Here is a 13,393-nt window from a genome sequence, read left to right on the forward strand (position 1 = left end):
CTTGCCCGCGAAGGCGTCCGTAAGATCGCCTTCGCGGGCAAGCCTCGCTCCTACAAGATCGGGTTTTCACCAAGAAGAAGGTGTCAGCCAAGCATCTCGCGCAAGCGATACCAGAACATGCCCAGCGCCAGCAGCGGTGAGCGCAAGGCGCGGCCGCCGGGGAAGGTCATGTGCGGCACGGCGCCGAACACATCGAAGCCTTTGCTGTGGCCGGCGTGGATCGCTTCACCCAGCAGCTTGGCGCACCAGTGGGTCACGTTCAGGCCATGGCCGGAATAACCCTGGGCGTAGAACACGTTCGGGTAATGGCTCAAGCGGCCGACCTGGGGAAAACGGTTGGCCGAGATGCCGATCTTGCCGCCCCATTGATAGTCAATGCGCACGCTGGCCAGTTGCGGGAACACCTTGAGCATGGCCGGGCGCATGTAAGCGGCGATGTCCGAAGGATCGCGCCCGGAGTAGTGACAGGCGCCGCCGAACAGCAAGCGCCGGTCCGCCGAGAGCCGGTAGTAATCCAGGCCGACTTTCTGGTCGCACAGCGCCAGGTTCTGCGGGATCAACTGCGCGGCGACCTCTTCTGACAACGGTTCGGTGGCGATGATGTAGCTGCCCGCCGGCAGCACCTTGCCGCTGAGTTTCGGTTCGAGTTCTTCGAGGTGCGCATTGCAACCGAGCACCACGCTGCCGGCGCGGATCGTGCCGCCGGCACAACGAACCTGCACGGTGCTGCCATGGATCAACTCCAGCACCGGACTTTGCTCGAAGATCCGCACGCCGAGGGACACGGCCAGACTCGCTTCGCCCAATACCAGGTTGAGCGGGTGCAGATGCCCGGAGCCCATGTCGATCAAGCCACCGGCATACACCCCGGAATTCACCACTTGCTGGCGAATCTGTTCCGGCCCGATCAGTCGGGTCTCATGGGCGTAACCCTGTTCGATGAGACCTTCTTGCTCAACCTTGAACGCCGCAAACTGCGCCGCCGTGTTCGCCAGTTCACAGAAGCCCCAGCGCAGGTCGCAGTCGATCCCGTGTTCGCGGATGCGGTTGCCCACCAGCGCCACGGATTCAACCCCGGCCTGCTCCATGTAACGCACGCCTTCTGCACCGACATAGCGGGCAAACCCGCTGACATCATGGCCGATGCCGCGAATCAACTGCCCGCCGTTGCGCCCGCTGGCGCCCCAGCCAATGCGCCGGGCCTCCAGCAGGATCACCGACAGCCCGCGTTGCGCCAGTTCGATGGCGGTGTTGACACCCGTGAACCCGCCGCCGATCACGCAGACATCGGCGTCAAGGTCCGAGGCCAACGTGGGGTAGGGCGCCAGGCGCTTCGCCGTGGCGGCGTAATAGGAATGGGCGTGTTCGTGGCTGTACTGATTCATTTGTTGGACTTCACTTTGCTCCAGGAACGGGTCATCAAACGCATGATCGCCTGGGGCGGGGTGGTAGAAATGTAGAGCTTGTCGAGCACCGCCTGGGAAGGATAGACCTCAGGGTTGTTCACCAACGCCTCGTCCATGTACTGCTTGGCGGCCGGGTTCGGGTTGGCGTAACCCACCGAGGCGCTGACCTTGGCGATCACTTGCGGGTCCAGCAGGTAATTGATGAAGGCGAGGGCTTCTTTGGTGTTGGCGGCGTCGGCGGGAATCGCCAGCAGGTCAAACCACAAGTTGCTGCCTTCCTTTGGAATGGCATAGGCGATGTTCACGCCGTTCTTCGCTTCCTTGGCCCGATTGGCGGCCTGGAACACGTCGCCGGAGTAACCGAACGCCACGCAGATGTCGCCGTTGGCCAGGTCGGAAACGTATTTCGACGAATGGAAATAGGTGATGTACGGCCGAATGCTCATGAGCTTGGCTTCAGCTTTTTTGAAGTCCTCGGGGTTTTCGCTGCGTGGGTCCATGCCCATGTAGTTGAGCACCGCCGGGAACACTTCATCCGCCGAGTCCATCATCGATACGCCGCACTGGCTGAGTTTCTTGATGTTCTCCGGCTCGAACAGCACGGCCCAGGAATCGATATGGTCGATGCCCAGCACTTGCTTGACCTTGTCGACGTTGTAGCCGATGCCGTTGGTGCCCCACAGGTACGGCACCGAATGCGCGTTCTCGGGATCGTTTTTCTCCAACAGCGTCAGCAGTTTCGGGTCGAGGTTCTTGAAGTTGGGCAGTTGCGAGCGGTCCAGTTTGAGGAACGCCCCGGCCTTCACCTGGCGCGCGAGAAAGTGGTTGGACGGCACCACTACGTCATACCCGGTGCGGCCGGCGAGCAATTTGCCTTCCAGGGTTTCGTTGGAATCGAATACGTCGTAGATCACCTTGATCCCGGTTTTGCCCTGGAAGTCGGCGAGGGTGGTTTCGCCGATGTAATCGGTCCAGTTGTAGACGCTGACCTGTGGCTGAGCCGGGGCACCGGCACTGAACAGGATCGCCAGCGCGACCGGAACCACGGATTTCAATAGACGCATTCGACACCTCTTTTTGTTGTTGGATGATCGTTCCCACGCTCTGCGTGGGAATGCAGCCCGGAACGCTCTGCGTCCCTTTGCCGGATTAGACGCTCAGCAGCAGAAACTCCCGCTCCCAGGAACTGATCACGCGCTTGAAGTTTTCATGTTCGGCGCGTTTCACGGCGACATACCCGCGCACGAATTTGCTGCCCAGGTAACGCCCGACGGTTTCGCATTCTTCCATCTGGCTCAGGGCGTCTTCGATGGTGATCGGCAGGCGCAGGTTGCGACGTTCATAGGCACGCCCCTGCACCGCAGCGCTCGGCTCGATCTTCTCGACCATGCCGAGGTAACCGCACAACAGGCTCGCGGCAATCGCCAGGTACGGGTTGGCATCGGCGCCCGGCAAACGGTTTTCCACGCGCATGGCGTCCGGGGTGGAGGTCGGCACACGCAGGCCGACGGTGCGGTTTTCTTCGCCCCATTCAACGTTCACCGGTGCCGAGGTGTCCGGCAGAAAGCGGCGGAACGAGTTCACGTTGGGCGCGAACATCGGCAGCACTTTCGGGATGTACTTTTGCAGGCCGCCGATGTGGTGCAGGAACAACTCGCTCATCTTGCCGTCGGCATCAGCGAAGATCGGCTGACCGGTGACGATGTCGACCACGCTCTGGTGCAAATGCATGGCGCTGCCCGGCTCGTCGCCAATCGGCTTGGCCATGAAGGTCGCGGTCACGTTGTGCTTGAGCGCCGCTTCGCGCAGGGTGCGTTTGAACACGGTGATCTGGTCGGCCAGGTCGAGGGCATCGCCGTGGCGGAAGTTGATTTCCATCTGCGCCGGGCCGTCTTCGTGGATCAGCGTGTCGAGGTCCAGGCCCTGGAGTTCGCACCAGTCGTAGACGTCTTCGAACAACGGATCGAATTCGTTGGCGGCATCGATGGAGAACGACTGCCGGCCACTTTCCGCTCGGCCGGAACGGCCCAGGGGTGCCTTGAGCGGCAAGTCCGGATCTTCACAGCGCTGGGTCAGGTAGAACTCCATTTCCGGCGCGACAATTGGCTTCCAGCCCTTGTCGGTGTACAGCTGCAAGACTTTCTTCAGCACGTTGCGCGGCGACAGTTCGATCGGGTTGCCGAACTTGTCGAAGGTGTCGTGGATCACGATGGCGGTCGGCTCGATGGCCCATGGAATCACATACACCGCGTCGGCCACGGGTTTACAGACCATGTCGATATCGGCCGGGTCGAGCAGGTCGTAGTAGATGTCGTCGTCGACAAAATCCCCGGTTACTGTTTGCAGAAGCACACTTTCCGGCAGGCGCATGCCTCGCTCATGCAGGAACTTGTTGGTGGGTGCAATCTTGCCGCGAGCGATGCCGGTCAAGTCGCTGACCACACACTCGACCTCAGTAATCTTGTGATCTTTCAGCCACGTGAACAGCTGATCGAAAGGGACATTCATAAAGACCTCGTTATTGGTTTTGGTAACGCCGGGGAGGGCGGTCGCATCCGACAGACACTTCCCCTGAAGCGCGTTGACGACTATCTTGGGCGAGCCTTGCGGTTCCATCTATCCACTTTAAGCAGCACCAAAACGCACCAAACGAGTGCGTAAGGTCACCCATGACAGTGTGCAATCCGTTACAAGTCCAAGCGTTCAATACCGCCGATGTCGCCGAGCAAATCCGCGCCACACCGGGTTGGGTGCAGCATTACCAGCAGATGTCGCCGGGGCATTTCGCCGGGCTGGTGCGTTATCTGGACCTGCAAGGCGTAGAGATTTACGAAGAACACATGAACACCCGGGTCGAGCAGAATTTCAGTGCGCCGCAGGGGTCACTGGCGTTCTGTTTTGATCGCAGTGACAACTCGCTGTACGTGCTGAATGGCGAAAGTCGCAACATCTGGATCACCCCGGAGAACTATCAGGAGATCGCCGTGGTGTTCGGTCCTGAGTTCGTGCAGCGCCATGGCTTGAATGTGACACGGCTGGAAGGGCTGTTCATGTCGCCGCTCAATTGCCAGCAGAACGCGCTGTTCAGCCGCTGGTTAAGCGGGACCTTGACCCGATTGGCACAAACCCTGGACCCGCCCAGTCGCGAAGCCTTGACCCTGCAACTGCTGGAAGACTGCCTGTACATCCTCGACAACGCCTGCGTGCGCCTGGATCAGGGCGGGTTGCAGCGGCGGACCGAGGAGCGAACGATCATGAAGCGCGTCGGCGAATGGGCCGCCGATGCGCCGGAAGAAACCCTCAACTTGCTCGAGCTTTCCCAGGTCGCGGGGGTTTCGCTGCGTCAGTTACAGCATGCGTTCAAGGCCTTTACCGGGATGACACCGACCCATTGGTTGCGCTTGCGCCGGCTCAATAGTGCGCATCGCGAATTACTCAGCCGCACAGCGATGCAGACCACGGTCGCCGAAGTGGCGATGCATTGGTCGTTCTGGCATTTGGGGAGGTTTTCCAGCAGTTATTACGCGCTGTTCAAAGAGTTGCCGAGTGAGACGCTCAAGCGTGGCAGTCGAGTGTAACTAAGCCGGCAACTAGTAATTGCCTGTAGGACGCATCCTGCATATGTAGCTCGATGTTTCGGGGCCGATCGACTTTCGAATCTATTTCTTTGCGCATCAAGTAGTTAGAGCTTCCGCCAAGCATTCCTTTTATTTGACGAGGCACCACGGTCATCTAGCTTCTGTTCGTCGCTATCGACATCAATGAACCGAGGCAAACGTATGTCTGTTGTGTTGAAAGATTCAGAAAGCAGTAATGATCTTCCCAAAGCTGTACTGCATCTGATCTCGGGTGAATATCCGGGTGTGGCTCGCAGTGCCGGGGTATTTACCAAAGAAGATGTCATCAAAATAAAACAGTATGTGAAGAAAGGTTTGTCACTGCCGAGCGAACTGCCGGAAGTCGAGTCGTACCTGAAATACACCAGGCTCGATATCCCCGGGCTGGAACCCAGTGATATCCAGGTGCTATTCAAGAAAATCCGCATACACGCCGCCAGTTGGGATGCGGTCGAAAACAAGATCATCCAGCAAAGCATCGACTTGAGTTCGGCGGCTAAAAACATTGTCAGCAGTGGTGGCGAGATCATTTCCGTGATCAAGGAAATGCCGATCATGGACCGGGTCCGGACCACCTTGGGTCAACGGAGCAAAGATGAACTGGAAGGTATCCGATATACCTCGGATGACGGTGAAGTCGCGTCAGCGGTGACTGAAATCATCGAGTTGATGAAGGCCGACATCAAGCGCCAGCAGGGCGCAACCAAAGAGCTGAAAGACCGTATATCCAACTTCAAGATCGAACTGGCCGGTGGCGAATTGTCCACCGGCAAGCGAGCCTTTGGCTTGCAGTCCGAGGTCAAGGCCAAGTACGACCTGATGGAACGCAACAGTCTGCTCGAATCCATCGCCAGTTCCAAAGAAGCCATCCGGACCAAAAAAGACCGGATCACCCAGTTGGATAAGGACTACGACTATTACGTCGGTATGTCGTTTTCCGGTGGCTTGCCGATTTTCTGGCCGATTTCCGGCTCGATCTTTGGTCCGAAAGCCGAAGCCGCCCGCAAAGAGCGCAATGCGCTGAAGAGCGAAGTTGATGAGTTGGAACTGTCCGTCAGTGGCAAGGAAGGATTGCAAAGCGCCATGGAGAGCTCCCTGTCGAACTTTGGCGATATCGGCATCCGCATGGCCGGCGCTGAAGCGGCACTCAATATCCTCAACACGATGTGGCAAACCATTCTGAGCAAGATCGATGCATCCGCCGAACAATTCGCACGGATCAACGATGCCTTGCGCCTGACCTCATTTGTCGCGGAATTCGCGATGGTCATCGACCCGTGGCGCGATGTGAAAAACACCGCAGGTGAGTTGGTGGCTGTATTTAATGAAGCCCTGGAAGAATACAAAAAGAACTTTAATTGATTGCCCGGCGACCAAAGGATGACTGCCATGACTAATGTGACACCGATCGATAATCCGCGTATTCCCGACATCGACGTTAAAAAAATCATTCAAACCATTCGCGATATTTCGAGGCTGGCCAGCTTCCGACAGAACCGGTCCGACGTATTGCAGGAGAGGGCGCTGCGGGTTTCCGCGTATCTGAACAACATCGATAAAACCATGCGTGAATCTTTCCCGGTATTGCTGACCGCGCTGAATGGCGCCACCGGCCAGAGCTACTTTGATGCCCTCGCCGAGTTGAACGACGCTTTGGCCAGGAATGATCTGACGGCGCAAGATCGAGAAATGGTCGGCGAGGAAGTCGTGAACATCAAACGCAACATCGAGGCGATGCTGGAAGGCGTTGAAGCCAAGTTTACCGACCGCTCCCGGTTTCTCGAGAACGAAGTACGCAGCCTTTACAGGGTTGAAATAGATGAGCGTGCGGATGAACCGCTGAAAGTGGCCAGGGCGCGCAAAGCCAGAATCCTGGAGGAGTTGAATGATCACAGCCTGAGCAAAGCGAAAGCCGAGCACCAGCGAGACACGCTGATCAAGGCGCAGGACGTGATTCGCGAGTTCAACCTGGCGGACATGTATAAAAACTACATCCCAGACGGTGAAGCGCTTGACGGCCTGGACATGGAGAATCCGAAAAAAGAAGCGGTGAAGCAGGGGATTGAACTGGTCAGAAAGGTGCTGGGCGTTGTGTCTGACAGCATCAAGTACAGTGAACTGGCGACCTCACGGAACAATCTGGACAAGGAGATTCAGAGCCTCTCTCAGTTGAAGGATGGATTGAACAGAGAGCTTCAGACGGCCGAGGATGCCTTATCCGACATCAACGCCATCGTGGAAGTAAGCCGTCAACGCAGAACAGTCGGTGAGGAAATCATTACTGTGGCGGGTGTATGGTTGGGGTTTTCGCTGAATCTGGATAATCTGAAACGGATGGATTACACCCAGGCTGAGTTGTCGAGATTCCTGAATCGATACAAATCTCATCTAGCGACGTTAAGCACTGACTACAACAGCATCATGATTCATTGATACAGACGTGCGGTTTATCCTACGGATTGACCGCACTTTAATTGGCGCTGTGTAGAGTAGGGTGTTCGCGCATATATGCTATAAAATAATAACTATGCTAAATGACCGTTTAGTTTAGTTATAAAAAATACTTTTATATCAGCACCATTATGGAAGAAGGACACAGGAAGATGCACAGCCAACCCAATGCCAAGGAACTGATCAACGCTCTCGAATTGGAAGAACACGTTGAAGGCGGTTATTACCGCAGAACCTTTCAATCGGATCGCCACCCCATGGTCGAGACCGAGCGCGGCCAGCGCTATTTGATGACCTCCATCTATTACTTGCTGACTCGGAATTCGCCCATTGGCTATTTTCACTTCAACCAATCCGACATCGTGCATTACTACCATCTGGGCGATGCAATCCAGTACAGCCTGATTTTCCCGGACGGCACATTGCAAACTGTGGTGATGGGCGGCGACGTTGTTGCGGGTCAGTGTTTGCAGTTGCACGTACCCGGCGGTATCTGGAAGGCTTCGCGGATTATCGACGGACCTGCGGGTTACGGTCTGATCAGTGAAGCGGTTTCGCCTGGATTCGATTACGCGGATATGGAAATGAGCGACCGCCAGAAACTCACGGCGCAGTTTCCCGAGCATACGGCGCTGATCGAGAAAATGACGCAGGGGTAATGCGGTGCAGGTGATCGAGATCGAGTGCTTCAAGTCGGTCAGAAGTATTTACACGTGAAGGACCTGGCGTGGTCATGTCGTAAACACTTAATGTCAAGAATTTGTATCTCGTTGATTTTTAGAATTATCTTTTTGCGCGCATGTGACGTCTATCCGAAAAATGATCTTTTTTTTGCATTTAAATGGCATTCTGCTTGAATTATTGTATTTAGATAATATTCGAATCCGCCATGAAAATTCAACAAAACGACAGGTTTCTCTATGAGGGGAAGGTGTGGAGCTACGTAGCGTCCCTTACGGAAACCTCAGTTCAGCTGTACTGCGAGGCGGAACATCTTTTTGCTGAGGCTGACCTATCGAAGATTGAGCTGATTTCTTTAAGTTCTCCATCAATTGAGGAGCCAACAAAAGATTTGTCGGGAGCATCATGGGTCGAGTGGGAATTAGCTGAGTTTCGGTATCGTGCGATTAAAGAATATTTGCAGCATGCTGAAAAGCATGAAACATTCGCGAAACTGCAAGCAACTCTATCGTTGAGCGAGTCTCGTGTGTATGTACTCGTACAAAATTATAACGAGGAGGAGGGGCCAAGTAGCCTTTTAAGATCCAAAAAAGGGAGGAAGGCAGGTTCGAAATTTATCGCTCACAATATAGAGGGTATCATAAATTCCGCTATCGAGCACGAATGGAACGGCCCCGGCAGTACAATAAAGGGAGTTCATCTAAGGGCCGAAGAAATGTGTCGGGCGGCTGGTGTGTCTCCCCCCTCCTACGGAACCGTTCAAAAAAGATTGAAAGAGCGCCCCGAATCAACGTTGGCGAAGTTGCGTATAGGAGTCAAGCGAGCGAATGATAAGTACTCAGCTCGGCCCAAGCATAACAATTCACCAAGGCCACTCGCAAAGTGGCAGATGGATCACTGTGTTATAGATTGCATCATCGTGGATGAAAAAACCCGCAAGCCATTATGTCGCCCTTGGGCCACGTTGATTATTGATGTGCATAACCGAGTCGTGCCTGGTTACTATTTATCACTAAATGCTCCGGGATCTTATAATGTTGCAATGGCAATCAGTCACGCCGTATTTCCTAAAGGAAAGTGGATTGAAGCGCTTGGGGATGAAGATATTAAGTATCCGTATTACGGAAAGCCAGAAGAAATTGCCATGGATAATGCCAAGGAGTTTAAGTCGCAGTTTTTTAGGATTGCCGCAAAAAAAAATAATATACATTTAGTTTGGCGGCCAATTGGTAAACCTTGGTGGGGAGGGCATATTGAGCGCTTGAATGGCACTTTAGCCATGAGCTATATTCACTTTCTTCCTGGAACAACACTTTCCAATGTGGTGTTAAAGGGGGACTATGACAGTGAAGGGCAAGCCTGTCTTACATTTTCCGAGTTCAGATTATGGTTCGCGCGAGCGATTCAGTCGTACCACCACAGTGAGCATCGCATGTTGGGCGGCATGACGCCCCATGAAAAATGGATTGAAGACTGGACAGCAGAGAGTGGAAAGCTGTCTCATCCGGCCTTGCTCGCGAATCCGCAAGACTTCTTTATTGACTTTCTACCGGAGGAAAAGCGAGTGATATCGCGCCAAGGCATCGAACTTTGGAATATCACGTATTGGTCGCCCTCATTAGCCTCGTGCATATCGAGTAAAAAATACTCGGTCAAATATAATCCCAATTCACTGCGACATATATGGGTTAACCCTACGGGGGAGCGCTATATACAAGTACCGTACAGCGACATTACCCGCCCTGACGTGAGTATTGAAGAGTATCGAGCGGCAAAAAGGGAAGTTAAAAGAGATAGGCCGGGTATGGCCAAGGTAACCTCTGATGAGGTTTTTTTAATGATACAAAAAAATAGAGCACTGGTCGAAAATTCAAAGGCGTTAACCAAGCAAGCAAAAAAAATAAGAGAGCATCGAGAAAATGCAATTGGTTTTGACCGTGTCGCTGGGGCAGTCGAAATGCCTACTGCTACCGTGAACATTGACGATGATGAGTACGACTCCCCACCCCGCATATTTCCGGTGGACACATGAGGTGTTAAATGAGCGAGTTGGAGCACTATTCGCATGTCATCCCAAGTCGTCGGAGTATTGTCGATGCTGAGGAAGCTGTGCGCATCCGGGCAATTAACGAAGATATTTGGGTTGAATACCCACTCGCTGCAAAAATCTTAGGGCATGTGAAATACATGTTGCAGCTACCTGTAAAGCACCAATCACCTTGCTTGTTGGTCCATTCTGGGGGAGGGATGGGCAAAAGTGCTCTTTATCAAAGAATATTGAGTTTGTATGGTTTCGGACGTAACTCTGGCGCTACGCTGGCGTCCATGACTATCAGGGCGAAGCATGCCGCAGGCCATCGAATTTTTAGTGATGACCTTATTGGTGCGGTTACGGGCAACATGTATAGGAATAGTCGAATAGACGATGAGAAACTTTCCGCGGCGATCGTTTCCAGGGATATTAGGGGCGTTGCATTGGATGAAGTCAACGATATGCTGCACGCCAATCGATCTGATCTAGGCCGAAATATGAAGCTTATTAAGGAGCTATCGGGTGCTCCTTACTACCTTATAGTCATTGCGATTGGTACTCATGAATGCAATGAGGCAATCAATTCAGATCGACAATTTGCAAGACGATTTTCTAGAATTGAATTGACGCCTTGGCGGGATGAGCAAGTACTAAGATCTTTCATAGCGACCTACACCATGACATTTCCTCTGAAGTCGCCCTCTGATGTGGGTAAGCCAGCGATCGTCAAATACTTAGTGAGCGAATCAGATGGGGTACTTGATACCATTGTGAAGATGCTTTGTAACGCGGCCTCGTGGGCAGTGCTTGAAGGGCGCGAGGAAATTGATCTGGACTTAATAAAAAAAGGGCGGGAGATGCCGGTAGCGAGGAAGGACTAGGCAGTGAATGAGATGCTCGGCGATGAAACTATATCCTCTTGGTTAGAAAGACGGTTATTTTACGCGTCTCTTGGAGGGGAAAGCCAATTTTCTTGCGGCATACGAGAGTACTTGGACGCTCGGGCCAATAGCGACGCAGACTATTATTCCGATCAAGATTTCGGTTGTTTAGTTTCGATGTTGCCTTATATCCCTCCAGATCTAAGCTTACATAAGATGCCCGCGACTTCCTTTATGCTTATTCCATCATTGGAACGGATTAATTTCTGCCCTGCTTGTGTGAAAGATGACCTTAAAACGAAGAAAACTGCCGTTTGGCGAGAACAATGGTCATTGGGATGGTATGTAATTTGTGTCAAGCACCGGTGTACATTGTGTTCGTTGGGTACAGAGCATCGTGTTGACAGCACGAAATACCGGGCCGAAAAAGCTTGCAAGTTTTTGATTGAGAATGCGTATCTAAATCCGCACAGCCGCCAGTCCAACGAGTATCCTCTTTCATCAGTGTTACCTATCGACAGGACAGTTAAAGTATTAGCTAATGAAATCGATGGTCTTGCTTTTATAATGCAGTTGAGAATTCAACAGCTAACCATGTACAAGCCATCTATAGCGAGCGCTGAATTGGCTCTCATCTATGATTTGATGAGCGTAATGCTGCGAAGTCATGTGCGAAGGATAGAGGCCGCCCCCTTTTGCTATCAGTTAGTAAAAAAAATCACAGGACGAAATTTCTCAATTCCTCGCCAGCTATCTGGCGATGCTTCGGTGGCCTTGTCTGGGATTGCACAGGTGGTCGAGCCTTACCCACGTTTGTTAGCGATGGCTTTGAGCGCTTTTTTACTAGAGCTGCCTGGATCACAAGCACGCTGGTTGCGTGCAAGTCAGTTATTTGCCGAAATGGGTATGTTAGTTCCTGGGGATAAAGGGCTGTTATATGCAGCACTCGCTGGCGTCCCCGAACTGGGAATTAAAAGCTGGTTTTTCAAGCGTATATCAAGATACCCGATTGAGCTTCGTATGCTATGCCGAAAATTTTCCCTCGATTCATGATGCTTGCGGCGAGCTCAGCGCTCTAACGTATAGACATTACATGCCGGCTTGGGTAACCCTGCCACCCTACATGCGCGAGAATCGATTCTCGGTCCCAGCTTCCAGCCTCTTCGTTAGCAGTTAATCCATTACTTAAACCTGTACTAGTGATCCGAGCGATCACTCCTGCGTTATTCGCAACCGTATCAAGAATAAGATTAATTGATTGCGAATGAAGTTTCTCATTCTTGATCTCTCCCCACCTATTTATTGGACGCAATAGAGGACCCCCATTAGAAAATATCGCGGCTATCCACTCTTCGGTCGCTTTCACTGGGCAATGATGCTTCAGATAGGGAACCAACATTTTAGCTCGATGATTAGTGGAGGGTGAAAGATTGATCAGCATACCTCGGGCTTTTGAGATCTCCAGGTCGTTTATCTCCAAGCCGACGATCTGCTTGGCTGAAAGCGAGCACCAATAACCCAGGAGCAGGATCACTCGGTCACGTATTGACCGTAATTGTTCGCCGGTGGAAGGGAGGAACAATTCGCTATGCTCATCGTGTGCATCCTCATCAAGACAATCGTCCATTATTGTTAGGTCATTAAACGTCACCGCCTGGCGGCGACAGGGAACGTGATCGCTGGTTCTTTTGATGTGGTCCATGAACTCACGGACGGCCTCATCCTTGGTGGGGTCCGCGAAGCCTTGGTTGCTATGCCAGTCAGAGAGAGCAGACAAGTGGATTTGAAGCGTGCCAGGCGAGAACGAATCTCTCGATACCGACAAGTATTCTATGATTGACGCTGCGGAGGTAGGCAGCTGCTTCCCATAGGTGAAGCGATAGTGATCTATGGCATTTTTGTAGGATCTGACCGTATTGAGGCTGGAATATGCCGAGTGAGAAGGTTTGCCCTTGGGCCCTTGGCGCTCATTAAGAAATACCTCGTTTATGAAGGTCTGTTCAGAGCTTGATTTATCACCTCTATCGCCGTTCATACTTGTTAGCTCATCCAAGATTTCTCTTAAATCGTAGCCACTATCAAGTGCATGTCAAACTCGACGAGTTTGAGCGGGGGGGAGCACGGTACGGACTCACCTCGGATGCGCGCTCAGGTCATGTCAGTATTTGCCTAAGTTGCCATGAGGGTAGTCCGTGCTGTATTCATCCTTCAGTGGAACTGATGGTGGTGCTGATGCCCTTACGGAAGGAGCCTTGTTGCTTGGCTGTTTAGGCTCTGTACGAAATCAGCTGAAACTCATTTGAACCCAGCAATCGTCGGGACTCA

General features: G+C 52.8%; 11 protein-coding genes. 7 read left to right on the forward strand and 4 right to left on the reverse strand.

The features are described 5' to 3' along the window. Positions 1–83 precede the first annotated feature (83 nt). The 3 genes from FQ192_RS23770 to FQ192_RS23780 all read right to left on the reverse strand — a co-directional run bounded on the left by FQ192_RS23770 (position 84) and on the right by FQ192_RS23780 (position 3,914). The gene (locus tag FQ192_RS23770) at positions 84–1,385 is read right to left on the reverse strand and encodes an FAD-binding oxidoreductase (protein ID WP_149660739.1); all 1,302 of its coding nucleotides are present in this window, start codon (positions 1,383–1,385) and stop codon (positions 84–86) included. Then, on the reverse strand, positions 1,382–2,470 hold the full coding sequence (locus FQ192_RS23775) for a polyamine ABC transporter substrate-binding protein (protein WP_149660740.1): 1,089 nt from the start codon (positions 2,468–2,470) through the stop codon (positions 1,382–1,384). The genes FQ192_RS23770 and FQ192_RS23775 overlap by 4 nt, the downstream gene beginning before the upstream one ends. A gap of 85 nt (positions 2,471–2,555) precedes the next feature. Beyond that, positions 2,556–3,914, reverse strand: a complete 1,359-nt coding sequence (locus FQ192_RS23780) for a glutamine synthetase family protein (RefSeq protein ID WP_149660741.1) — start codon at positions 3,912–3,914, stop codon at positions 2,556–2,558. 161 nt (positions 3,915–4,075) lie between these two features. On the opposite strand from FQ192_RS23780, the gene FQ192_RS23785 reads away from it, so the two are divergent. The 7 genes from FQ192_RS23785 to FQ192_RS23815 all read left to right on the forward strand — a co-directional run bounded on the left by FQ192_RS23785 (position 4,076) and on the right by FQ192_RS23815 (position 12,121). Then, positions 4,076–4,984: a helix-turn-helix domain-containing protein gene (locus tag FQ192_RS23785; protein ID WP_149660742.1), complete on the forward strand. Its 909-nt coding sequence runs from the start codon at positions 4,076–4,078 to the stop codon at positions 4,982–4,984. 201 nt (positions 4,985–5,185) lie between these two features. Further along, a complete protein-coding gene (locus tag FQ192_RS23790; RefSeq protein ID WP_149660743.1) occupies positions 5,186–6,385 on the forward strand; it encodes an alpha-xenorhabdolysin family binary toxin subunit A in 1,200 nt (399 codons plus the stop codon). 27 nt (positions 6,386–6,412) lie between these two features. Beyond that, the gene (locus FQ192_RS23795; protein WP_178129208.1) at positions 6,413–7,456 is read left to right on the forward strand and encodes an alpha-xenorhabdolysin family binary toxin subunit B; all 1,044 of its coding nucleotides are present in this window, start codon (positions 6,413–6,415) and stop codon (positions 7,454–7,456) included. Positions 7,457–7,626: 170 nt separating this feature from the next. Beyond that, on the forward strand, positions 7,627–8,133 hold the full coding sequence (locus FQ192_RS23800) for a cupin domain-containing protein (protein WP_178129209.1): 507 nt from the start codon (positions 7,627–7,629) through the stop codon (positions 8,131–8,133). A 230-nt stretch (positions 8,134–8,363) separates the two neighbouring features. After that, positions 8,364–10,187, forward strand: a complete 1,824-nt coding sequence (locus FQ192_RS23805) for a Mu transposase C-terminal domain-containing protein (protein ID WP_149660746.1) — start codon at positions 8,364–8,366, stop codon at positions 10,185–10,187. Between the two features lie 8 nt (positions 10,188–10,195). Beyond that, positions 10,196–11,068, forward strand: coding sequence for a TniB family NTP-binding protein (locus FQ192_RS23810; protein ID WP_149660747.1), 873 nt, complete (start codon positions 10,196–10,198; stop codon positions 11,066–11,068). A 12-nt stretch (positions 11,069–11,080) separates the two neighbouring features. Continuing rightward, on the forward strand, positions 11,081–12,121 hold the full coding sequence (locus FQ192_RS23815) for a TniQ family protein (RefSeq protein WP_256672363.1): 1,041 nt from the start codon (positions 11,081–11,083) through the stop codon (positions 12,119–12,121). A gap of 22 nt (positions 12,122–12,143) precedes the next feature. Here FQ192_RS23815 and FQ192_RS23820 read toward each other — a convergent pair whose 3' ends face one another. Beyond that, on the reverse strand, positions 12,144–13,121 hold the full coding sequence (locus FQ192_RS23820) for a hypothetical protein (RefSeq protein ID WP_149660749.1): 978 nt from the start codon (positions 13,119–13,121) through the stop codon (positions 12,144–12,146). Positions 13,122–13,393: the final 272 nt, after the last annotated feature.

The organism is Pseudomonas sp. ANT_J12 (assembly GCF_008370045.1).
GTDB lineage: Bacteria > Pseudomonadota > Gammaproteobacteria > Pseudomonadales > Pseudomonadaceae > Aquipseudomonas.

Bases quoted from the DNA above. Each gene is read 5' to 3' on its own strand.
- FQ192_RS23770 (WP_149660739.1), bottom strand. From the start codon at position 1,385: ATGAATCAGTACAGCCACGAACACGCCCATTCCTATTACGCCGCCACG.
- FQ192_RS23795 (WP_178129208.1), top strand. From the start codon at position 6,413: ATGACTAATGTGACACCGATCGATAATCCGCGTATTCCCGACATCGAC.
- FQ192_RS23800 (WP_178129209.1), top strand. From the start codon at position 7,627: ATGCACAGCCAACCCAATGCCAAGGAACTGATCAACGCTCTCGAATTG.
- FQ192_RS23810 (WP_149660747.1), top strand. From the start codon at position 10,196: ATGAGCGAGTTGGAGCACTATTCGCATGTCATCCCAAGTCGTCGGAGT.
- FQ192_RS23805 (WP_149660746.1), top strand. From the start codon at position 8,364: ATGAAAATTCAACAAAACGACAGGTTTCTCTATGAGGGGAAGGTGTGG.
- FQ192_RS23780 (WP_149660741.1), bottom strand. From the start codon at position 3,914: ATGAATGTCCCTTTCGATCAGCTGTTCACGTGGCTGAAAGATCACAAG.
- FQ192_RS23775 (WP_149660740.1), bottom strand. From the start codon at position 2,470: ATGCGTCTATTGAAATCCGTGGTTCCGGTCGCGCTGGCGATCCTGTTC.
- FQ192_RS23785 (WP_149660742.1), top strand. From the start codon at position 4,076: ATGACAGTGTGCAATCCGTTACAAGTCCAAGCGTTCAATACCGCCGAT.
- FQ192_RS23790 (WP_149660743.1), top strand. From the start codon at position 5,186: ATGTCTGTTGTGTTGAAAGATTCAGAAAGCAGTAATGATCTTCCCAAA.
- FQ192_RS23815 (WP_256672363.1), top strand. From the start codon at position 11,081: ATGCTCGGCGATGAAACTATATCCTCTTGGTTAGAAAGACGGTTATTT.